Genomic DNA, 21,261 nt, shown 5'->3' on the forward strand with positions numbered 1-21,261 from the left:
CTGATCGGCGCCGAGGCGGCGCTCGACTGGATGCTTGCCGGCAAGCCGCAGGCCGCGGCCAGGGCGCTGGAGCTGGGCGCCGTCGACCGGGTGGTCGCCGCCGGGGAGCTGCGTGATTCCGCGCTGAACCTGCTGCGCCTGGCCGCCAGCGGCGAGCCATCGCTCGCCGCCCACCGTGCCCACAAGCAACAGCCCCTCGCCGACACCCCGGAGACGCGCGAGCGGCTGGCCGAGCTGCAGCGCCAGCACGCCGGCAAGCTCGATCGCCACTATCCGGCGCCGGCGGCGATCCTCAATGCGCTCGTCCGGCATGCCACGCTGCCGCTGGACGAGGCGCTGCAGATCGAGGCGTGCACCTTCGCGGTCCTGGCCAAATCCGACGTCGCCCGCGCCCTGATCGGCCTGTTCCTCGGCGACCAACTGGTCAGGAAGAAGGCCCGGGCCTGGAGCGGCAAGGCCGCGCCGGTGCGCCGCAGCGCGGTGCTCGGCGCCGGCATCATGGGCGGCGGGGTGGCCTTCCAGTCGGCGTCCTCGGGCGTTCCCATCGTCATGAAGGACATCCGCGGCGAGGCGCTCGAACTGGGCCTGAAGACCGCCAGCCAGCTGCTCGACCGGCAGATCGACAAGGGCCGGCTGGATGCGGTCGGCAAGCAGCGGGTGCTGGAGAACATCCAGCCGGCGCTGGACTACCAGGATTTCGCCGGGGTCGATCTGGTGGTCGAGGCGGTGGTCGAGAATCCGAAGGTCAAGGCCGCGGTGCTGGCCGAAGTGGAGGACCAGGTGCCGGCGGATGCGGTGCTGACCTCCAACACCTCGACCATCTCCATCGACCTCTTGGCGCAGGGCCTCAAGCGGCCGGAGTCCTTCTGCGGCATGCACTTCTTCAACCCGGTGCAGCTGATGCAACTGGTGGAAGTGATCCGCGGCAGCCGCAGCAGCGAGGCGACCATCGCCCGCACCGTGGCCTATGCCAGCGCCATGGGCAAGACCCCCATCGTGGTCGGCGACTGCCCGGGCTTTCTGGTCAACCGCGTGCTCTTTCCCTATTTCAACGGCTTCAACCGCCTGCTCAGGGACGGCGTCGACTTCGAGCGGATCGACCGGGTCATGGAGGCCTTCGGCTGGCCGATGGGACCGGCCTACCTGGCCGACGTGATCGGCATCGACACCATGGTTCACGCCGACCGGGTGCTGCAGGAAGGTTTTCCCGAGCGCATGGGTCACGACGGCGAGCCGATCATGGATGCGCTCTTGGCCAGCGGTGCGCTCGGCCAGAAGAACGGCAAGGGCTTCTACGAGTACACCCAGGATGCTTCCGGCCGGCGCAGCCGGCAGCCGGCGGCGGCCGCCCGCGCGCTGATCGCCGAGCGGGTGCTGGAGCGGGTCGAGGTCTCCGACGAGGAAATCGTCGACCGGCTGATGATCCCGCTGTGCCTGGAGGCGGTGCGCTGCCTGGAGGACGGCATCGTCGAGACGGCCGAGGAGATCGACATGGGGCTGCTGCTCGGGATCGGCTTCCCGCGCTTTCGCGGCGGCGCCCTGCGCTACCTCGACACCCAGGGCCTGGCAGTCTTCGCCCGCAAGGCCGAGGCCCATGCCCGGCATGGCGGGCTCTATCAATTGACGGACGATTTCCGCGCCCGCCTGGCCGCCGGCCGGGGCTACTTCTGAGTCTTTGCGTCGATGGCGGCAGCTGTGCTGCCGTTGGTGGGTTACGGCCTGTGGCCTGACCCACCCTACGAAAGTGCCGGGTGCCGGCTCACCGAACAATAAAGAGGAAAGAATCAATGAGTGACTATGTCCATCCCTACCGCGACACGGAATTCGTGCTGGGCGAGCTGGTCGAGCTGGAGCGCTTCTGCGCCGAAGCCGGCCTGCACGACGTCAACGGCGAACTGGTCTCCGCCATCCTGGCCGAGGCCGGCCGGCTGGGCTCCGAGGTGCTGGCGCCGCTGAATGCCGTCGGCGACACCCAGGGCGCTCGCCTGGGCGAGCGGGGCGTCGAGGAAACCCCCGGCTTCGCCGCCGCCTACCGGCAGTTCCAGGAAAGCGGCTGGCCGTCGCTGACCGCCGCCGAGGCCTGGGGCGGGCAGAACCTGCCGAACGTGGTGGGCACCGCGATCAACGAGATCTGGCACTCGGCGAACATGGCCTTCGCCCTCTGCCCGATGCTCACCCAGGGGGCCATCGAGGCCCTCGCCCACCACGGCTCGGCCGAGCTGCAGGCCGCCTACCTGCCGAAGCTGGTCAGCGGCGAGTGGACCGGCACCATGAACCTCACCGAGCCGGACGCCGGTTCGGACCTGGCGGCGATCAAGGCCCGGGCCGTGCCCAACGGCGACCACTACCTGATCAGCGGGCAGAAGATCTTCATCACCTGGGGCGACCACCAGATGACCGACAACGTCGTCCATCTGGTGCTGGCGCGGTTGCCGGACGCCCCCGCCGGGGTCAAGGGCATCTCCCTGTTCGTCGTGCCCAAGTTCCTGCTCGACGCCCAGGGCCGGCCGGGCGCGCGCAACGACGCCCAATGCGTCTCCCTGGAGCACAAGCTGGGCATCCACGGCAGCCCGACCTGCGTGATGAGCTTCGGCGAGAAGGAAGGCGCCGTTGGCTACCTGGTCGGCGAGCCGCACAAGGGCCTGGCCTGCATGTTCACCATGATGAACCACGCCCGCCAGAGCGTCGGCCTGCAGGGCCTGTCGATCTCCGAGCGCGCCTACCAGCAGGCCCGCCAGTACGCCAGGGAGCGTTTGCAGGGCACCCGCAAGGACGGCAGCCGCTTCCCGATCATCGAGTTCCCCGACGTGCGCCGCATGCTGCTGCAGATGAAGGCCTCCATCGAGGCGATGCGCGCCCTGGCGCTGGTCGCCGCCGCCGAGGTCGACCGCACCGCCCACGCGCCGGACCCGGCCGCTTGCGCGCGCCACCAGGGCCGCGTGGACCTGCTGACGCCGATCGTCAAGGGCTGGCTGACCGAGCTGGCCCAGGAGGTCACTTCCCTCGGCGTGCAGATCCACGGCGGCATGGGCTTCATCGAGGAGACCGGCGCCGCCCGTCACTACCGCGATGCGCGCATCCTGACCATCTACGAGGGCACCACCGGCATCCAGGCGCTCGACCTGGTGGGGCGCAAAACCCTGCTGAACAGGGGCGAACTGCTCGGCGACCTGCTCGACGAGATCGGCGAAACCGTCGCCCGGCTGGAGAGCGCCGGTCCCTTCGCCGCCCAGGCCCGGGCGCTCGGCGAGGCCCTCGCCGCCGGCCGCGAGGCGCGCCGCCTGCTGCTGGAAGGCGCCGAGGCCGATGCGGCGCTGGCCGGCAGCGTCAGCGTGAACTTCCTGATGCTGTTCGGCTACCTGTGCGGCGGCTGGCTGATGGCCCGTTCGGCGCTGCGCGCCCAGGCACTGCTGGAGACCGGCGGCGACCGCGCGTTCCTCGAGGCCAAGCTGGTCACCGCGCGCTTCTATTGCGAGCAACTGCTGCCGCGCACCCAGGCCCTGCTGGCGGCGATCCGCGCCGGCAGCGGCAGCATCATGGCGCTGAGCGACGAGCAGTTCTGAGCCACGGGAGCGGCGTCCCGCCGGGACGCCGCTGACAAGCACCACAACAAGAGCGGGCGGCCCACGGAGGCCGCCCCAGCGGGGACTTGCGCAATGAAAATACTGGTAACCGTCAAACGGGTGATCGACTACAACGTCAAGGTGCGGGTGAAGGCCGACCAGAGCGACGTCGATCTGGCCAACGTCAAGATGGCTATGAACCCCTTCTGCGAGATCGCCGTGGAAGCGGCCGTGCGCCTCAAGGAAGCCGGCATCGCGACCGAGATCGTCGCCGTCTCGGTAGGCCCCAGCGCCTGCCAGGAGCAGATCCGCACCGCCCTGGCCCTCGGCGCCGACCGCGGCATCCAGATCGACACCGCCGAGCCGCCCGAATCCCTGGTGGTCGCCAAGCTGCTCGCCGCCGTGGTCGCGGCGGAGCAGCCCGAGCTGGTGATTCTCGGCAAGCAGTCCATCGATGCCGACAACAACCAGACGGGGCAGATGCTCGCCGCGCTGCTGGACTGGCCGCAGGCCACCTTCGCCTCGGCGCTCGCCCTGCAGGAGGGCCGCCTCGAGGTCACCCGCGAGATCGACGGCGGCCTGCAGACCCTGTCGCTGGCCCTGCCGGCCATCGTCACCACCGACCTGCGCCTGAACGAGCCGCGCTACGCATCCTTGCCCAACATCATGAAGGCCAAGAAGAAGCCGCTGGAGGTCAGGACCCCCGCCGAACTCGGCGTGGCGCTGAAGGCCCATACCCGCCTGCTCAAGGTCGAGGCGCCGGCCGAGCGCCAGGGCGGCATCAAGGTCGGCAGCGTGAGCGAGCTGGTGGAAAAACTGAAGAGCGAAGCGAAGGTGATCTGATGGCCATTCTTGTCATTGCCGAACACGACAACCGCACCCTCAAGGGCGCCACCCTGAACACCCTGGGCGCCGCGGCACTGCTGGGCGGCGAGGTGCATCTGCTGGTCGCCGGCCGCTCCTGCGGGGCCGTCGCCGCCCAGGCCGCCGCCATCCCCGGGGTGAGCAAGGTGCTGGTCGCCGATGCCGCCGTCTACGAGCACCAACTGGCGGAAAACCTCGCCCGGCTGGTCGCCGGGTTCGGGAAAGCCTATTCGCACCTGCTCGCGCCGGCCGGCTCGGCCGGCAAGAACCTGATGCCGCGGGTCGCCGCGCTGCTCGACGTGGCCCAGCTCTCCGACATCGTCGGCGTCGTCTCGCCGAACACCTTCCGCCGGCCGATCTATGCCGGCAACGCCATCGCCACCGTGCAGTCGCTCGACCCGGTGGTCGTCGCCACGGTGCGCGCCAGCGCCTTCGACCCGCTGCCGGCCGAGGGCGGCAGCGCCGCCGTCGAGAGCCTCGATGCCACGCACGATGCCGGCACCTCGCGCTTCGTCGGCGAGGAACTGGCCAAGTCCGACCGCCCGGAACTGGGCAGCGCGCGCATCGTCGTGTCGGGCGGCCGCGGGCTGGGCAGCGGCGAGAACTTCGCCCTGCTGGAGACGCTCGCCGACAAGCTGGGCGCGGCGGTCGGCGCCTCGCGGGCGGCGGTGGACGCCGGCTTCGTCGCCAACGACATGCAGGTCGGGCAGACCGGCAAGATCGTCGCGCCGGAGCTGTACATCGCCGTCGGCATCTCCGGCGCCATCCAGCACCTGGCGGGGATGAAGGATTCCAAGGTGATCGTCGCCATCAACAAGGACCCCGAGGCGCCGATCTTCCAGGTCGCCGACTACGGCCTGGTGGCGGATCTGTTCGAGGCGGTGCCCGAGCTGGAAAAGGCCCTCTGAATCCGCTCGGGGTGGAGGTGTAGGGGGATGCAACCCGCCGACTCCGGTGCGGCTCCGCGCCATGTCCGGCGGGTTTCACCCGCCCTGCCACGACAACAACAAGCCTTTTGGCCTTTGATGGGGAGGAACGCGCCATGCGCGAAGCCATGGAATTCGACGTGGTCATCGTCGGCGCCGGTCCGGCGGGACTGTCCGCCGCCTGCCGGCTGATGCAGCTGGCCGCCGAACAGAACCGGCCGCTGGAAGTCTGCGTGGTGGAGAAGGGCTCCGAAGTCGGGGCGCACATCCTCTCCGGCGCGGTGTTCGAGTCGCGCGCCCTCGACGAGCTGTTTCCCGACTGGAAGGCACTTGGCGCCCCGCTGCACACGCCGGTGACCACCGACGAGGTCTACCTGCTGAGGAACGCCGAGCAGGCGGTGAAGCTGCCCGACGCGCTGCTGCCGAAAAGCCTGCACAACGCCGGCAACCACATCGTCAGCCTCGGCAACCTGGTGCGCTGGCTGGGCGAGCAGGCCGAAGCGCTGGGCGTGCAGGTGTTCCCCGGCTTCGCCGCCGCGGAAGTGCTCTACGACGAGAACGGCCGGGTCAGGGGCGTGGCCACCGGCGACATGGGCGTGGCCGCCGACGGCAGCCACAAGGACGGCTTCATGCCGGGCATGGAACTGCACGCCCGCTACACCCTGTTTGCCGAGGGCTGCCGGGGCCATCTGGGCAAGCAGCTCGCCGAGCGCTTCGAGCTGGCCCGTAACGCCGACCCGCAGCACTACGGCCTCGGCATCAAGGAGCTGTGGGACATCGACCCGGCCCGCCACCGGCCCGGGCTGGTGATCCACGGCGCCGGCTGGCCGCTGGAGCGTGACACCGGCGGCGGCTTCTTCCTCTACCACGCGGAGAACCATCAGGTCGTGGCCGGCCTGATCGTCGACCTGAACTACGCCAACCCCTGGCTCAGCCCCTTCGACGAGTTCCAGCGGCTCAAGCACCACCCGGTGCTGAAGCAGTACCTGGAAGGCGGCAAGCGGGTGTCCTACGGCGCGCGGGCCATCGCCAAGGGCGGCTTCAACGCCCTGCCGGAGATGGCCTTCCCGGGCGGCCTGCTGCTCGGCTGCGACGCCGGCACCCTGAACGTGGCCAAGATCAAGGGCAGCCACACGGCGATGAAGTCGGGGCTGCTGGCGGCAGAGACGGTATTCGCCGCACTGACCGAGGAACTGGCCGACAGCGCCTGGGCGCCGCGCTGGAAGGCGGCCTTCGAGGCCTCCTGGCTGCACGAGGAGCTGTACCGCTCGCGCAACTTCGGCCCGGCGCTGCACCGGCTCGGGCCGCTGGCCGGCGGCGCCTTCAACTTCGTCGAGCAGAATGTCTTCGCCGGCCGGCTGCCGATCACCCTGCACGACCGCGAGGCCGACCATGCCCGGCTGCGCCCGGCGGCGGAGTTTTCGCCCATCGCCTATCGGAAACCGGATGGCGTGCTGAGCTTCGACAAGCCCGCCTCGGTGTTCCTCTCCAACACCAACCACGAAGAGAACCAGCCCTGCCATCTGGTCCTCAAGGACCGGGCACTGCCTTTGCGCGAGAACCTGCCGCGCTACGCCGAGCCGGCGCAGCGCTACTGCCCGGCCGGGGTGTACGAGGTGCTGGGGACAGAGCAGGGCGAGCCGCGTCTGCAGATCAACGCGCAGAACTGCCTGCACTGCAAGACCTGCGACATCAAGGACCCGTCGCAGAACATCGTCTGGGTGACGCCCGAGGGAGGCGGCGGACCCAATTACCCGAACATGTAGGGCGCCTTGCCGGCGTGCATGTTCGTTTCCACAAGGCCGTCCGGGGCGGACCCGGTACGGCCAAGGCCCTCCCTTCGAATAATTACAATCCTTCGAGGTTTCCCATGTATTCCGAGCGTATTCGCCTGGCTTCCCTGCATGACCGGATCGTCGATGCCGCCGCGGCGGCAGCCCTGATCGAGGACGGCATGACCGTCGGCATCAGCGGCTTCGGCTGCGCCGGCGACGCCAAGGCCGTGCCTTTCGCCCTGGCCGAGCGCGCCAGCCGCGAACCCGTGCGCATCAGCCTGGTCACCGGCGCCAGCATCGGCAATGGCCTCGACCGGCTCTTGGCCGAGTCCGGCGCGCTGGCCCGGCGCATGCCGTTCCAGGCCGACGCGACCCTGCGCAAGGCGATCAACGCCGGCCAGGTCATGTTCGTCGACCAGCACCTCTCCGAGACCGTCGAGCAGATGCGCAGCCACCAGCTCAAGCGGCCGGACGTCGCGGTGATCGAGGCGGTGGCGATCACCGAGGAAGGCCATATCGTGCCGACCGCCTCGGTGGGCAACTCGGCCAGCCTGGCGCTGTTCGCCGAGCGGGTGATCGTCGAGATCAGCCTGCGCTACGGCGCCAACCTGGAAGGCCTGCACGACATCTACATCCCCGCCGATCGGCCGGGGCGCCTGCCGATTCCGCTGGTGCGGCCGGACCAGCGCATCGGCGCCACGGCGATCCCGGTCGACCCGGCGCGGATCGCCGCCATCGTCATCAGCGACTACAGCGACTCGCCGTCCACGGTGCAGCCGGCGGATGGGGAGACCCAGGCGATCGCCGACCACCTGATCGGCTTCTTCGCCAGCGAGGTGGAAGCGGGGCGCCTGCCGCGCAACCTGGGGCCGCTGCAGGTCGGCGTCGGCTCCATCGCCAATGCGGTGATGGCCGGCCTGATCGATGCGCCCTTCGAGAACCTCTGCATGTACTCCGAAGTGCTGCAGGACTCCACCTTCGAGCTGTTCGACGCCGGTAAGCTGGACTTCGCCTCGGGCAGCGCCATCGTGTTGTCGGCGGCCCGCGGCGCCCAGGTGTTCGGCGACTTCGAGCGCTACAAGGAGCGTCTGGTGCTGCGTCCGCAGGAGATCTCCAACCATCCGGAAGTGTCGCGCCGGCTCGGCATCATCGGCATCAACACCGCCCTGGAGTTCGACATCTACGGCAACGTCAACTCCACCCACGTCGGCGGCACGCGGATGATGAACGGCATCGGCGGCTCCGGCGACTTCGCCCGCAGCGCGCACACCTCGATCTTCGTCACCAAGTCGATCGCCAAGGATGGCGCCATTTCCAGCGTGGTGCCGATGGTCGGCCACGTCGACCACACCGAGCACGACGTCGACATCCTGGTCACCGAGCAGGGCCTGGCCGACCTGCGCGGCCTGGCGCCGCGCGAGCGGGCGCGGGCGATCATCGACAACTGCGTGCATCCGGACTACCGCGCGGCGCTGGAGGACTACTTCGCGCGCGCCTGCGGGCGCGGCGGGCAGACCCCGCACCTGTTGGGCGAGGCGCTGTCCTGGCACCTCAACCTGGAGGAGCGCGGCCACATGCTGAAGGCCGGCTGAGCCGGGCAAGTTTTTCCTCGCAATACCGACCCGGCCGCAGCCCGTGGATCCCTCCAGGCTGCGCTCGACGTCGGTGTCTTGGCCGGATCGGGAGCCTTCCCGGTCCGGCCTTTTTTGTCGCCGCGCTTCGTTGCCTGGGTGTGCCGTGCAAGAGGCATGACAGTGCCGGCGTCTTTCGCGGCATGACGGCGCTCGAGAAGGCGGGCAGGCCCGTTCCTGGCTGGCCACTGGCCCCTTCATGCTTTGGTCTAGTAGGGAGGGGGAGGGAAACTTTGTATAAGCCCCTGCGACGGTAAGTAATATCCCCGTATTCCTCTTTCTAATAACTACAATCTTCGAGGTTTCCCCCGCATGTACTCCGAGCGTATCCGCTTGGCTTCCCTGCATGACAAGGTCATGAGCGCAGCCGAAGCCGCTTCCCTGATCAAAGATGGCATGACTGTCGGCATGAGCGGTTTCGCCTGCGCCGGCGACGCCAAGGCCGTGCCCTTCGCCCTGGTCGAGCGCACCGGCCACGAGCCCCTGAGCATCAGCCTGATCACCGGCGCCAGCATCGGCAACGGCCTCGACAAGCTGATGGCCGAGGCCGGCCTGCTGGCCCGGCGCATGCCGTTCCAGGCCGACCCGGCCCTGCGCAAGGCGATCAACGAGGGCAAGGTCATGTTCATCGACCAGCACCTCTCCGAAACCGTCGAGCAGATGCGCAGCAATCAGCTCAAGCGGCCGGATGTCACCGTGGTCGAGGCGGTGGCGATCACCGAGGACGGCCATATCGTGCCGACCGCCTCGGTGGGCAACTCGGCCAACCTGGCGCTGTTCGCCGACCAGGTGATCGTCGAGATCAGCCTGCGCTACGGCGCCAACCTGGAAGGGCTGCACGACATCTACATCCCGCCGGAGCGTCCGGAGCGCTCGCCGATTCCGCTGGTCAGGCCGGACCAGCGCATCGGCGCCACGGCGATCCCGATCGATCCGGCGAAGATCGCCGCCATCGTCATCAGCGAGTACAGCGACTCGCCGTCCAACGTGCTGCCGCCGGACGGGGAGACCCAGGCGATCGCCGACCACCTGATCGGCTTCTTCGCCAACGAGGTGGAAGCCGGGCGCCTGCCGCGCAACCTGGGGCCGCTGCAGGTCGGCGTCGGCTCCATCGCCAACGCGGTGATGGCCGGCCTGGTCGATGCGCCCTTCGAGAACCTCAGCATGTATTCCGAGGTGCTGCAGGACTCCACCTTCGAGCTGTTCGACGCCGGCAAGCTGGACTTCGCCTCGGGCAGCTCGATCGTCCTCTCCGCGGCCCGCGGCGCCCAGGTGTTCGGCGACTTCGAGCGCTACAAGGCGCGCCTGGTGCTGCGCCCGCAGGAGATCTCCAACCACCCGGAAGTGGCCCGCCGCCTCGGCATCATCGGCATCAACACCGCCCTGGAGTTCGACATCTACGGCAACGTCAACTCCACCCACGTCGGCGGCACGCGGATGATGAACGGCATCGGCGGCTCCGGCGACTTCGCCCGCAACGCCCAGCTGGCGATCTTCGTCACCAAGTCGATCGCCAAGGACGGGGCCATCTCCAGCGTGGTGCCGATGGTCAGCCACGTCGACCACACCGAGCACGACGTCGACATCCTGGTCACCGAGCAGGGCCTGGCCGACCTGCGCGGCCTGGCGCCGCGCGAGCGGGCGCGGGCGATCATCGACAACTGCGTGCACCCGGACTACCGCGCGGCGCTGGAGGACTACTTCGCACGCGCCTGCGAGCGTGGCGGGCAGACCCCGCACGTGCTGGAGGAAGCCCTGTCCTGGCACATCAACCAGGAGCGACGCGGCCACATGCTGACGACCGCTTGAAGAGGCAGGTCCGCCGGCGACGGCGGGCCGGCTGCCGGCCCGCTCAGTTCCGGCGCACCGGCGAGGCGGGCGCGAGCGGGGCGACGCTCATCGAGCGGATGACAGCGAGCCCGTCGAACGCCTCGGCGGTGATGCCGTTCGCGTCGTTCGCGCCGTACACGACCGCGCTCAGCGCGTGCTCGTCGCCGTTCACAAACATTTCGAGCGAAGTGCGGTCGACGATGACGTCGAGATCGACGGCGCCATCCCGTGGCCGGACGCGGATCGTGCGCCCGTGCTGGTACACCTCGGTCAGCTGGTCGGCGATCGCATCATGGTCGCGGACGATGAATGCCGTTTCAGTGGTGAAGTCGTAGCCAATGGACGTGAAGTGCGTGCCGTCGGTCTTGAGCTTCAATCGCACCTCCCGGGCCGGCTGGAGCGGGTCCTGCGCAATCGAGGCGCGCAACCGGTACGCGGCACTCGTTGGCTGCGGCACCTCCCGGGTCTCGCCATGGCCGATCTGCAACTGCTCGATGCGGGCCTGTTCGCCCTCGAGCGTGCCGATCGTGTCGATCGGGCGCGAGCTGAGCGTGAGCCGGCCGTCGATGTTCTTCAGGTGCAGCTCGCGCACGAGCGAAAGGTGGCTGCCGCCCCATTCGCCGGCGGGAAGCCGGCGGGCATAGTCCCAGTTGTTCGCCCAGCCGACGGCGTACCGGGTACGCAGTTGCTCTTCGGCGGTCTGCCGTGGATCGGTCCAAGTGACGGCGGCGTAGAAGTCCGACCCGTTGTCGAGCCACTGGGGTTCGGCCTGATCGGGGTGGAAGTTCGTTCCGTCCCACTCGCCGGTCCAGTAGGCATACCCGGAATTCATGCCGTAGTTGAAGCCGTTCGCGCCGGTCGCCAGCACCCAGGTCGTGCGCGACGGGTCGCCCTCGACCGACATGCGAAACAGCTCCGGGCACTCCATGATGCCCAGGTCGTTGCGCTCGAACCCCGACAGGTAGGTCCATTCCTTCAGGTTCGCGGAGGTGTAGAAACCGATCTTGTGCGGCTCGGAGATGAGCATCAGCCAGCGCGAATGCTCCGCGTCCCAGGTGATTTTCGGGTCGCGAAAGTCCCCGCTGCCCGCCGGATTGCGCATGATGGGGTTGCCTTCATACTGCTCGAAGGTGTAACCGCCGTCGGTGGAGTAGAACAGCGACTGGGTCTGTACGGCATCCAGTTGCTGTGTCGCGACGACAACGATCGCGCCGGCACCGAACCCGGCCGTATCGTTCACGTCGATGACAGCACTGCCGGACTGGATGTCGCCGTCGCCGCGTGTGTACTTGTGGATCGCCACGCCCTCGTCGGACCAGTGCACCAGGTCGGTCGAGGTGACGTGGTACCACTCGGTACCGTTCCCGTTCGGGTAATCCTCATTGTAGAGGTAGTACAGGTGCCAGCGACCATCGAGGAAAAATGGCCGCTGCGGATCGTTCATCCAGCCGCTCGCTGACGTCAGATGCACCTCGGGGCGCAGTTCGCCGAGCCCCTCGGCGCTCACCCGTGAGGCGACGACGGAGTCGCTCTCTTCAGCGGCAACGAGTGGGGCGATGCCGGCGGTGAGCATGGTTGCGACGGCTGCCACGACGATGCGCAGCCATCCTCGGGGCACGGTGGGTCGGAATCGCTTGGAGATCATGGGGGAATGCTCCTTTCGCTCCTTCGACTGGGCTTCATGCATTGAATTAATGCATAACTGATTGATTTACAAGGACACTTTTGTACCCCATGAACGGGGTGGCATCAAGCGGTCATTGCGGAGTGGCTGCCCTTCCTATTCCAGGCTCAATCCAGGCCGCGGCTTTCGCAGCCGGGACCTTTGGCCGATTTGTGATACCGTTTCGCAGCCCGTCAAGCGGTCGAGCGAGAGAGGAAGCCATGGACAACCGGGCCGGCGAGATGCAGATATTCGTCCGCGTGGTGGAGACCGGCAGCTTTTCCGAGGCCGCCCGCCAGTTGCTGGCCAGCCCCTCGACCATCAGCAAGCTGGTCCTGCGCATCGAGCAGCGTCTCGGCGTGCGCCTGTTCGAGCGCTCCACCCGCCGGCTGGCGCTGACCGACGAGGGACGCCTGTACTACGAGCGCAGCCAGGCGCTGCTCGCCGAACTCGACGACATCGAGCAGGCGCTCGCCAGGGGCGCGCGCCACGCCCGCGGCACCGTGCGGGTGAATGCCTCGGTGGGCTTCGGCACCTGGGGCATCGAGCCGCTGCTGCCGGTCTTCTGGGAGGCCCACCCGGACATCCTGGTGGATCTGTCGCTGTCCGACGATCTCGTCGATCTCTATCTGGAACGCACCGATATCGCCTTTCGCATCGGCGCGCTGGGGGATTCGAGCCTGCGCGCGCGCAGGCTCGGCGTCGCCCGGCGGCGGATGGTTGCCGCCCCGGCCTATCTTGAGCGGCACGGCGTGCCTGAAAGCATCGAGGATCTCGACCGGCACAACTGCCTGGGTTTCAACTTCCGTCGCGCCAGCCCGGTCTGGCCGCTGCGCCAGGGCGGGCGCATCGTCGACCGCATGGTGCGCGGCAACCTCCTGGCCAACAATGGCGAGACGGTGCGCCGCCTGGCCATCGCCGGGGCCGGCATCGCCCGGCTGGCCGACTTCCACATCGACCGCGACATCGCCGCCGGACTGCTGGTCGAGGTGCTCGCCGAGAGCGGCCACGACTGCGAGGAGGTCCATGCGCTCTATCCGGGCGGGCGGCATGTGCCCCAGCGGGTGCGGGTGTTCCTCGACTTCATGGTTCCGCGCCTGCAGGCGTTCATGAAGCGCCCGTGAACAGTCAGCGCTCCTCGACCAGCGCCTTCAGCCGCTCCAGACCGGCGTGATAGAAGCCCTCGAAGTCCGCAGCGATCTCCACCGCGTCGACGCCATGGCTGCGGAAGCGGCTGGACCAGACCGCCTGCACGCCGCCGGCGCCGTCGTCGCGGACCGCCACCTGGCCGACGTACTCGGACACCGGGAAAGGGCTTTCGAGCAGCGCGTAGCTGTATTGCCGCTCGCTGTCGCTGAATTCCAGCAGGCGCTCGACGATGACCTCGCCGTCGACCGTCTCCAGGCGGCGCACGCGACCGCCGTCCTCGAGCCGGCTGCTGGCGATCGGCCCGACCCAGCGCGGCAGGAAATCGAACCCGCCGAGGATCGACCAGACCTCGGCGGCCGGACGGGCGATGCTTACGGAGACGCTTATTTCGATCATGTCTTTCGATTCCTTCTTCATGGGCGAGGATCATGCAGCGCTGGGCGGCATCCCTGCAGCCTGGCGGCGGTACGAATGGCCTGGCGTGCCGGTCCGTTGATCATAGCGGGCGGCACATGCCGCCGACAGCCGAACATGGGACGGCAGTATCTCTTTGGGGCTTGCCGGGAAGGTCTGTGGCCGGAGGCAGGCGCGCCCGGCGGCCAGTCGGCCTCCGTAGCCACTGGCTATGCTGGGAGTCGGGCGTGGCTGCCACGCCCACGGCGTCGGGACGGGCGCAGGATGGCCTGGCCGTGTCGCCGCCGCCTTCACTCAGCGGAGCGGGAAGAGCCGATGACTTCTCTCGATACCATGGTGCTTCTAATCGCAGCCGGCTTCCTGCTGCTCGGCGTCGGCTTCGCCAACCGTGCCGAGGGCTGGGGCGTCGCGCTGATCGCCCTCGGCTGGCTGTGCATGCTGTCGACCGTGGCCTACAAGATGTACATCACCTTCGGCTGAGCGGATTCAATCGGCATCGCGGATGCTCAGGATGGCATCCTCGCTGACCCGCATCCGCCTGCCGTAGCGCTCGAATCGGTAGAAGCCGGTTTCCTCTTCGTATTCCGGGCTGTCCGTGGTCTTGAGTTCGCGGCCGTCCTTGAGGGTGACGATGGCGGGGCCGGAGCAGCCGATCAGCGGGATGGCGGACAACAGCAGGGCGGCGCCGAGGACGTTGCGTGTTTTCATGACGGTGCACCTTGGGCAGGGGCGTATGAAAGGGGGGCGATGAACCCCCGGTGGGTTGCTGTCCTGCCTCCAGTCTATCCACGAATGTCGTCCCAGCCATGGGAAACTGTTGTTCGCTATTGCAGCGATTTGCGCAGGCGCGCCAGGGCGCCGACGAAGAAGATCCCGCCGATCGTCGCCAGCGCCAGCAGCGACGGCCAGACGATGGCCAGTTCCGCGCCGCGGAAGAAGACCGCCTGGGCCAGCTGGATGAAGTGGGTGGTGGGGGCGACCAGCATGATGTCCTGCACGAACTCGGGCATGCTCTCCCGCGGGGTCTTGCCGCCGGAGAGGATCTGCAGCGGCATCAGCGTGAGGATGATCAGCAGCCCCAGCTGTGGCATGGAGCGGGCCAGGGTGCCGAAGAAGATGCCCATCGAGGTGACGGCGAACAGGTGCAGCACGGTGCCGGCGAGGAACAGCGTCATCGAGCCCTGCAGCGGTACCTCCAGCCATCTCTCGACGACCAGGCGCAGCGACAGGATCGCGGCGGCCAGCACCACCACGCCCATCGACCAGACCTTGGCCAGCATGATCTCCAGCGGGGTGACCGGCATCGCCAGCAGGTGCTCGATGGTGCCGTGCTCGCGCTCGCGGATCAGCGCCGCGCCGGTGAGGATGATCGCCAGCATGGTGATCTGGTTGGCCACCTCGTTCAGCGCGCCGAACCAGGCGCTCACCAGATTGGGGTTGTATTCCATGCGCACCAGCGCATCCACCACCGGGATCTCGACGCTGCGGTAGCGGCGGACGAACTCGGCGACTTCCTCGGTGACGATCCGCTGGATGTGCCCGGCGCCGGTGAAGGCCTGGCTGACCTGGGTGGCGTCGACGTTGAGCTGGATGGTCGGCGTGCGTCCGGCCAGCAGGTCCTGCTGGAACTTCGGCGGGATGTCCAGGGTGAAGGTGTAGAGCCCGGCGTCCATGCCGCTGTCCATGGCGGCGGTGTCGATGTACTGCGGCGGCAGGAAATAGGGCTCCTGGAAGGCGTCGACGATGCGCCGGGAGGCCTGCGAGCGGTCCTCGTCGACCACCGCCAGGGTGGCGCGGTAGGGGGTTTCCGGCAGGCTGGTGGCGCTGGCGTAGATGCCCAGGGTGAAGGAGTAGAGGATCAGCAGCAGCAGCGCCGGGTCGCGATACAGGCTGCGCAGCTCCTTGAGGCCGAGTTGCAGGATGTTGGAGAGCTTGCGGGCGAGCCTGCGCATCTCAGCGCTCCTGTTTGCGCAGTCCCGCGACGCTGGCCAGGGTCAGCAGCGGAACGGCCAGCAGCAGCGGGACGAAGTAGGGCCAGAGCTCGATCAGGCCCAGGGCCTTGTTGAACACGCCGCGGCAGATGGTGAGGAAATGGCTGGTCGGGTAGAGCTGGCCGACCAGTGCCCCCATCCCTTCCATGGCCGACACCGGCTGGAGCAGCCCGGAGAACTGGATGGCCGGCAGCAGGGTGGCGATGGCGGTGCCGAAGATGGCGGCGATCTGGCTCCTGAGCACCGAGGAGATCAGGAGGCCCAGGCCGGTCGAGCAGGCCACGTAGAGCAGCGCGCCGATGCTCAGGGCCGGCAGGCTGCCCTTGAGCGGCACGCCGAAGAACAGCACGGCGAGCGCCACCAGCATGGCGAAGTTGGCCATGCCGAGCCCGATGTAGGTCAGCTGCTTGCCGAGCAGGAACTCCAGGCGGGTCACCGGGGTGACGTAGAAGTTGACGATCGAGCCCATCTCCTTCTCGCGCACCACGCCGAGGGCGGTGAGCATCGCCGGAATCATCATCAGGAGGATCGGGATCATCGCCGGCACCATGGCCGGCAGGCTCTGCACGTCGGGGTTGTAGCGGTAGCGTACGGCGACCTGCGCCTGGGGGCTGGCGACGGCCTGGGACGACTCCCGGGCCAGGTGCTCCAGGAAGCTCTCGTGGATGCCCTGCACGTAGCCCTTGATGGTGTCGGCGCGGGTCGGCATGGCGCCGTCGATCCAGAAGGCCACCTGCGGCCGGGCGCCGCGCTTGAGGTCGCGTGCGAAGTTCGGCGGAATCTCGATCGCCAGGCTGATCTCGCCGCCGCGCATGCGCCGCTCGAGATCCTCGTGGCCGCCCAGCGGCGGCTTCTCGATGAAGTAGCGCGAGCCGGACACGTCCAGGCTGTAGCCCTGGCTGGTGGTGGTCTGGTCGTGGTCGAGCACGGCGAAGGTCAGCCGCTCCACGTCCATGTTGATCCCGTAGCCCATGATGAACATCAAGAGCGCCGTGCCGAGCAGGGCGAGGGTGGCGCGGATCGGGTCGCGGCGCAGCTCCATGGCCTCGCGGCGGCTGTAGCTGAGCAGGCGGCGCAGGCTGAAAGGGGGGTTGCCGGCGGCGCCGGCGCTCTCTGCCGGGGCCGCCGCGGGGCTGACTGGCGGCGCCGGCGCGGCGCTGTCGCCGGCGTCCTCGAGGTAGGCGATGAAGGTTTCCTCGAGGCTCGGCAGGCCGCGTTTCGCCATCAGTGCCTGCGGGGTGTCGCTGTCCAGCACCTTGCCGGCGTGCATCAGCGAGATGCGGTCGCAGCGCAGTGCCTCGTTCATGAAGTGGGTGGAGATGAAGATGGTCACCCCTTCCTCGCGCGACAACTGGATCAAGAGCTCCCAGATGCCGTCGCGGGCGATCGGGTCGACTCCCGAGGTGGGTTCGTCGAGGATCAGCAGCTCGGGCCGGTGGATCACCGCCACGGCCAGCGACAGGCGCTGGCGGATGCCCATCGGCAGATCGCCCGGCAGGCTGTCGAGCTCGCCGGCGAGGCCGAAGCGCTCGACCATCGCGGCGATCCGCGCCTGGCGCTCGGCGGCCGGGACGTGGAACAGGCGGGCGTGCAGGTCGAGGTTCTGCCGCACCGAGAGCTCGCCGTAGAGCGAGAAGGCCTGCGACATGTAGCCGACCCGCTGGCGCACCCGCAGGTCCCTGGCGTCCACCGGCTGGCCGAACAGCAGCGCCTGGCCCTCGCTGGCCGGCAGCAGGCCGGTGAGCATCTTCATGGTGGTGGTCTTGCCGCAGCCGTTGGAGCCGAGGAAGCCGAAGATTTCCCCGCGCTCGATACGGAAGTTCACGTGATCGACCGCGACGAAGTCGCCGAAGCGCATGGTCAGCCCGTGGGCCTCGATGGCCACGCCGTCGCTGCGGGTGTGCGGCGGAATGACCAGCGCACGGTGGCCGCGGCGCCGCTCTTCCGGCAGCAGGGCGATGAAGGCTTCCTCCAGGCTGGCGCTCCCGGTGCGCGCCAGCAGCTCCGCCGGTGCGCCGCAGGCCAGCACCCGGCCGCCGTCCATCGCGGCCAGCCAGTCGAAGCGCTGCGCCTCGTCCATGTAGGCGGTGGCGACCAGCACGCTCATCCCCGGGCGGTTGCGGCGGATGCGCTCGATCAGCTCCCAGAACTGGTTGCGCGACAGCGGATCGACGCCGGTGGTCGGCTCGTCGAGGATCAACAGGTCGGGGTCGTGGAGCAGCGCGCAGCACAGCCCGAGCTTCTGCTTCATGCCGCCGGAGAGCTTGCCCGCCGGCCGTTCAGCGAAGGGCGCAAGTCCGGTGCTGGCCAGCAGGTCGGCGATGCGCCCGTGGCGCTCGGCGGCCGCCTGGCCGAACAGGCGGCCGAAGAACTCCAGGTTCTCGAACACGGTCAGGGTGGGGTAGAGGTTCTTGCCCAGGCCCTGGGGCATGTAGGCGATGCGCGGGCAGACCGCGCGGCGGTGGGCCGGGTCGGCCATGTCGCCGCCCAGCACCTGCACGCCGCCGGTCTGGATCTGCCGGGCGCCGGCGAGCAGCGCCAGCAGGCTGGACTTGCCGACCCCGTCCGGGCCGATCAGCCCGGCCATGCAGCCGGCCGGGATGCTCAGGTCGAGGTCGTCCAGGGCGCGGGTCCGGCCATAGCGCAGGCCGACCCCGGCAAGCTGCGCGACACCGTTCATGGGCTCAGGTTGACCTGCAGGTGGGCGGGCCATTCGAGCACGGGGTCGAGCTTGACGTAGGCCCGGCCGGGCAGGCCGGTCTTCACCTGTTCGAGGTGTTTTTCCAGGAGTTTCGGGTCGATGCGCGCCTTGATGCGGAACATCAGCTTCTCCCGCTCGCTCTCGGTTTCCACGGTCTTCGGCGTGAACTGGGCGACGCTGGCCACATAGCTCACCTTGGCCGGGATCACGTAGCCCGGCGCGGCGTCCACCACCAGGTGGGCATCGCTGCCCAGGGCTACCCGGCCGGCCTCGCGGGTGGGCAGAAAGAAGGTCATGTAGACGTCGGTCAGGTCGACCAGGTTGAGCACCTTGCCGCCGGCGGCGAGCACCTCGCCCGGCTCGGCCACCCGGTACTGCACGCGGGCCAGGCGGTCGGTCTTCAGCTGGCTGTCGTCGATGTCCGCCTGCAGGCGCCTCACCGTCGCCCTGGTGGCCTCCAGGGAGGACTCGGCCTCGATCACCTCGGATTCGGCCGCCTTGATCGCGGCTTCGGCCGAGAGCACCTGGGCGCGCGCCGTGGCCAGCGCCGCCTGGGCGCTCAGCATGCCGGCGCGGTCGTCGTCGAGCTGCTGGCGCGACACGGCGTTGCGTCTGACCAGGGCATCGGTGCGCTGGAAGTGCTTTTCCGCCGCGACCAGTTCGGCCTGCCGCTGGCGCACCACGGACTCGGCGGCGGCCTGTTCGCTCTGGCGCTGGGCGACCCGCGCGCGGGCGGTCAGGATGGCGCTCTCGGCCTTGCTCACCTGGGCCAGGGCCTCGCCCAGCTGGGCCTCCAGCACTTGGGTGTCCATGCGGGCGAGGATCTGGCCCGGCTGGACGAACTCGCCTTCGTCGACGTTGATTTCGGCGATGCGGCCGGACAGTTTGGTCGCCACGTCGATTTCGGTCGCCTCGATGCGTCCGTTGCCGCTGGCGAACCCCTCGCCGAGGCCCGTCGGACGCAGCTCCAGCCAGGCCAGGCCGGCTGCGCCAGCCAGCAGAACGACGGCCAGCAGGCCGCGGACGAGACGTTTCTTGCCTTCCTGTTTCATGGGATGCATTCCTGACCGCATGGGAGGCGCCCGTGGGCCTGGCCGACCGGCGGGCGGGCGCGTGCCTGCCGCGAGTATAGCGACCGGTTGGTTCGCAGCCTATTGATCTGCGCCGGCGCCTGGGGCGCCCTGGGCTGCCGCCTTGCGCCTCCGCCGTCCGGGCCGGGTCACTTCGGCTGCGGGCCGCCGTAGGTCTCCAGCAGGTGCATGTAGTTGGCGCGCACGTAGTTGTCGTGCTTCTGCAGCCGCGTCCAGCTCATCTGTCCGCGGATCTGCTCCAGCGACCGGCTGCGATGGCTCAGCAGCCAGGCTTCCAGGCCGGAGAGCAGGGTGCGCACGTAGCCGGGGCCGTGGCGCAGGATGGCGGCGGTGGTCATCACCGTATCGGCGCCGGCCAGCAGGTACTTCACCAGCTGCTCGACGTCTTCCACGCCGCCGGAGGCGGCCAGCGAGCCTCTGATCCGCCCGGCCAGCAGGGCGATCCACAGGAGCGGCAGGCGCATTTCCCGGGCGTCGCTCAGCTCCAGGGTGCTGAACAGCTCCAGGCGCTGCAGGTCGATGTCCGGCTGCAGGTAGCGGTTGAAGATCACCAGACCGTCGGCGCCGCCCTCGACCAGACGGCTGGCCATGTTGCCGATGGAGCTGAAGTAGGGCGGCATCTTCACCGCCAGCGGGATCTTCACCGCCTGCCGCACGGCAGTCAGCACGTCGAGGTAGCGCTGCTCGACCGCCGCACCGGACTCCAGTGGGTCGACCGGCACGAAATACAGGTTGAGTTCCAGGGCATCGGCGCCGGCCTCCTCCAGCAGGGCGGCGTAACGGGTCCAGTGGCTGGCCGAGGCACCGTTGAGACTGGCGATGACCGGCACCGACAGTTCGGCCTTGGCGCGCATGATCAGCGCCAGATGGCTCTCCGGGATCAGGCCGTAGGGACCGCCGTCGACCGGCGCGAGAAATTCCGGCACGTCGGCGCAGGCAGCGCCGATGCTGGCGTAGTCGTTGGCGCCGGCTTCCAGCTGTTCCTGGAACACCGAGGGCAGCACGACCGCACCGATCCCGGCATCGTCGAGCCGGCGCAGGTGATCGAGTTCGGCGTTCTGCGGCGAGGCCGAGGCGATCAGCGGATTGCGCAGGGACAGGCCCAGATAGGTGGTGGTCAGGTTCAAGGCTCGGCTCCCGGGGTCAATGGCTCATCCTGTTCAGGCTCTCAGATATCCAGGCAGATCTTCCCGAAATGCCGCCCGCTTTCCTCGTGCCGAAAGGCTTCGACCATCTCCGTCAGGGAAAAGTGGCAATCGATGACCGGCCGCATGCCCGTCGCCTCGATGGCCCGGATCATGTCCTTCTGCTGGCGGCGGCTGCCGACGATCAGCCCCTGCAGGCGCAGCTGGCGGGTCAGCGCGATGGCCAGCGGCAGGTGGGCGGAGAGTCCGGACAGGATGCCGATCACCGCGATGTGCCCGCCGATGCGCGCGGCAGTCATCGATTGTTCCAGCGTAGCCGGTCCGCCCACCTCGATGACATGGTCGACGCCGCGGCCGCCGGTCAGGCGGCGCACCCTGTCGCCCCACTGCGGATCCTGGCGGTAGTTGATCAGGTGGTCCGCGCCTAGTGTCTCAACACACTTCAATCTGCGGATATAGGCTGCGTAGCTTGACCCTCGCATCCTGGGTGGTGAACTGCCAGTTGATCTTGGCATCGA

Annotated in this window: 17 protein-coding genes; 9 read left to right on the plus strand and 8 right to left on the minus strand. The window is 68.7% G+C overall.

Going from position 1 to position 21,261, the window contains the following annotated elements:
* The 7 genes from EV691_RS20955 to EV691_RS20985 form a co-directional block, all read left to right on the plus strand.
* The coding region (locus EV691_RS20955) for a 3-hydroxyacyl-CoA dehydrogenase NAD-binding domain-containing protein (protein WP_131837564.1) at positions 1–1,671 on the plus strand (1,671 nt) is incomplete at its 5' end.
* A 116-nt stretch (positions 1,672–1,787) separates the two neighbouring features.
* Complete coding sequence (locus EV691_RS20960) at positions 1,788–3,563, plus strand: acyl-CoA dehydrogenase C-terminal domain-containing protein (RefSeq protein ID WP_131300584.1); 1,776 nt, start codon at positions 1,788–1,790, stop codon at positions 3,561–3,563.
* 93 nt (positions 3,564–3,656) lie between these two features.
* A complete protein-coding gene (locus EV691_RS20965) occupies positions 3,657–4,406 on the plus strand; it encodes an electron transfer flavoprotein subunit beta/FixA family protein (RefSeq protein WP_131300586.1) in 750 nt (249 codons plus the stop codon).
* Positions 4,406–5,335, plus strand: coding sequence for an electron transfer flavoprotein subunit alpha/FixB family protein (locus tag EV691_RS20970; RefSeq protein WP_131300588.1), 930 nt, complete (start codon positions 4,406–4,408; stop codon positions 5,333–5,335). Before EV691_RS20965 ends, EV691_RS20970 begins: the two co-directional genes overlap by 1 nt.
* A 134-nt stretch (positions 5,336–5,469) precedes the next feature.
* Complete coding sequence (locus EV691_RS20975) at positions 5,470–7,119, plus strand: electron transfer flavoprotein-ubiquinone oxidoreductase (protein ID WP_131300590.1); 1,650 nt, start codon at positions 5,470–5,472, stop codon at positions 7,117–7,119.
* Between the two features lie 104 nt (positions 7,120–7,223).
* Positions 7,224–8,720 carry a succinate CoA transferase gene (locus tag EV691_RS20980; protein WP_131300592.1) on the plus strand — a complete coding sequence of 499 codons (1,497 nt, stop codon included), beginning with the start codon at positions 7,224–7,226 and terminating at the stop codon, positions 8,718–8,720.
* A 351-nt stretch (positions 8,721–9,071) separates the two neighbouring features.
* Positions 9,072–10,568 (plus strand): acetyl-CoA hydrolase/transferase family protein, encoded by a 1,497-nt coding sequence (locus EV691_RS20985; RefSeq protein ID WP_131300594.1) that lies wholly within the window; start codon positions 9,072–9,074, stop codon positions 10,566–10,568.
* Between the two features lie 43 nt (positions 10,569–10,611).
* On the opposite strand, the gene EV691_RS20990 is transcribed toward EV691_RS20985, so the two are convergent.
* The gene (locus EV691_RS20990) at positions 10,612–12,234 is read right to left on the minus strand and encodes a glycoside hydrolase family 32 protein (RefSeq protein ID WP_207390259.1); all 1,623 of its coding nucleotides are present in this window, start codon (positions 12,232–12,234) and stop codon (positions 10,612–10,614) included.
* Positions 12,235–12,473: 239 nt separating this feature from the next.
* Here EV691_RS20990 and EV691_RS20995 point away from each other — a divergent pair, with 239 nt between their 5' ends.
* Complete coding sequence (locus EV691_RS20995; protein ID WP_131300596.1) at positions 12,474–13,376, plus strand: LysR family transcriptional regulator; 903 nt, start codon at positions 12,474–12,476, stop codon at positions 13,374–13,376.
* Between the two features lie 4 nt (positions 13,377–13,380).
* Here EV691_RS20995 and EV691_RS21000 read toward each other — a convergent pair whose 3' ends face one another.
* Positions 13,381–13,797 carry an SRPBCC family protein gene (locus EV691_RS21000; RefSeq protein ID WP_131253456.1) on the minus strand — a complete coding sequence of 139 codons (417 nt, stop codon included), beginning with the start codon at positions 13,795–13,797 and terminating at the stop codon, positions 13,381–13,383.
* A gap of 333 nt (positions 13,798–14,130) precedes the next feature.
* On the opposite strand from EV691_RS21000, the gene EV691_RS23485 reads away from it, so the two are divergent.
* Complete coding sequence (locus EV691_RS23485; protein WP_165496597.1) at positions 14,131–14,295, plus strand: hypothetical protein; 165 nt, start codon at positions 14,131–14,133, stop codon at positions 14,293–14,295.
* Positions 14,296–14,301: 6 nt separating this feature from the next.
* On the opposite strand, the gene EV691_RS21005 is transcribed toward EV691_RS23485, so the two are convergent.
* From EV691_RS21005 to EV691_RS21030, 6 genes are all read right to left on the minus strand, one after another.
* Complete coding sequence (locus tag EV691_RS21005; protein WP_039805065.1) at positions 14,302–14,523, minus strand: YgdI/YgdR family lipoprotein; 222 nt, start codon at positions 14,521–14,523, stop codon at positions 14,302–14,304.
* 116 nt (positions 14,524–14,639) lie between these two features.
* On the minus strand, positions 14,640–15,767 hold the full coding sequence (locus tag EV691_RS21010) for an ABC transporter permease (protein WP_131300598.1): 1,128 nt from the start codon (positions 15,765–15,767) through the stop codon (positions 14,640–14,642).
* Between the two features lies 1 nt (position 15,768).
* The gene (rbbA, locus tag EV691_RS21015) at positions 15,769–18,486 is read right to left on the minus strand and encodes a ribosome-associated ATPase/putative transporter RbbA (protein ID WP_278250246.1); all 2,718 of its coding nucleotides are present in this window, start codon (positions 18,484–18,486) and stop codon (positions 15,769–15,771) included.
* Positions 18,483–19,559, minus strand: coding sequence for an HlyD family secretion protein (locus EV691_RS21020; RefSeq protein ID WP_039805058.1), 1,077 nt, complete (start codon positions 19,557–19,559; stop codon positions 18,483–18,485). Before EV691_RS21020 ends, rbbA begins: the two co-directional genes overlap by 4 nt.
* Positions 19,560–19,726: 167 nt before the next feature.
* Positions 19,727–20,725 (minus strand): dihydroorotate dehydrogenase-like protein, encoded by a 999-nt coding sequence (locus EV691_RS21025; protein ID WP_131300602.1) that lies wholly within the window; start codon positions 20,723–20,725, stop codon positions 19,727–19,729.
* Positions 20,726–20,766: 41 nt separating this feature from the next.
* Positions 20,767–21,261: zinc-binding dehydrogenase (locus EV691_RS21030; protein WP_424218023.1), on the minus strand; the 495-nt coding region annotated here is incomplete at its 5' end.

The organism is Azotobacter chroococcum (assembly GCF_004339665.1).
In the GTDB taxonomy this organism is placed as follows: domain Bacteria; phylum Pseudomonadota; class Gammaproteobacteria; order Pseudomonadales; family Pseudomonadaceae; genus Azotobacter; species Azotobacter chroococcum.

What these genes read in the sequence shown, in the direction of transcription:
- EV691_RS20975 (WP_131300590.1), top strand. Translation starts at nt 5,470, where the DNA reads ATGCGCGAAGCCATGGAATTCGACGTGGTCATCGTCGGCGCCGGTCCG.
- EV691_RS20965 (WP_131300586.1), top strand. Translation starts at nt 3,657, where the DNA reads ATGAAAATACTGGTAACCGTCAAACGGGTGATCGACTACAACGTCAAG.
- EV691_RS20985 (WP_131300594.1), top strand. Translation starts at nt 9,072, where the DNA reads ATGTACTCCGAGCGTATCCGCTTGGCTTCCCTGCATGACAAGGTCATG.
- EV691_RS20980 (WP_131300592.1), top strand. Translation starts at nt 7,224, where the DNA reads ATGTATTCCGAGCGTATTCGCCTGGCTTCCCTGCATGACCGGATCGTC.
- EV691_RS21000 (WP_131253456.1), bottom strand. Translation starts at nt 13,797, where the DNA reads ATGATCGAAATAAGCGTCTCCGTAAGCATCGCCCGTCCGGCCGCCGAG.
- EV691_RS23485 (WP_165496597.1), top strand. Translation starts at nt 14,131, where the DNA reads ATGACTTCTCTCGATACCATGGTGCTTCTAATCGCAGCCGGCTTCCTG.
- EV691_RS20970 (WP_131300588.1), top strand. Translation starts at nt 4,406, where the DNA reads ATGGCCATTCTTGTCATTGCCGAACACGACAACCGCACCCTCAAGGGC.
- EV691_RS21010 (WP_131300598.1), bottom strand. Translation starts at nt 15,767, where the DNA reads ATGCGCAGGCTCGCCCGCAAGCTCTCCAACATCCTGCAACTCGGCCTC.
- rbbA (WP_278250246.1), bottom strand. Translation starts at nt 18,486, where the DNA reads ATGAACGGTGTCGCGCAGCTTGCCGGGGTCGGCCTGCGCTATGGCCGG.
- EV691_RS20995 (WP_131300596.1), top strand. Translation starts at nt 12,474, where the DNA reads ATGGACAACCGGGCCGGCGAGATGCAGATATTCGTCCGCGTGGTGGAG.
- EV691_RS20990 (WP_207390259.1), bottom strand. Translation starts at nt 12,234, where the DNA reads ATGATCTCCAAGCGATTCCGACCCACCGTGCCCCGAGGATGGCTGCGC.
- EV691_RS20960 (WP_131300584.1), top strand. Translation starts at nt 1,788, where the DNA reads ATGAGTGACTATGTCCATCCCTACCGCGACACGGAATTCGTGCTGGGC.
- EV691_RS21005 (WP_039805065.1), bottom strand. Translation starts at nt 14,523, where the DNA reads ATGAAAACACGCAACGTCCTCGGCGCCGCCCTGCTGTTGTCCGCCATC.
- EV691_RS21020 (WP_039805058.1), bottom strand. Translation starts at nt 19,559, where the DNA reads ATGAAACAGGAAGGCAAGAAACGTCTCGTCCGCGGCCTGCTGGCCGTC.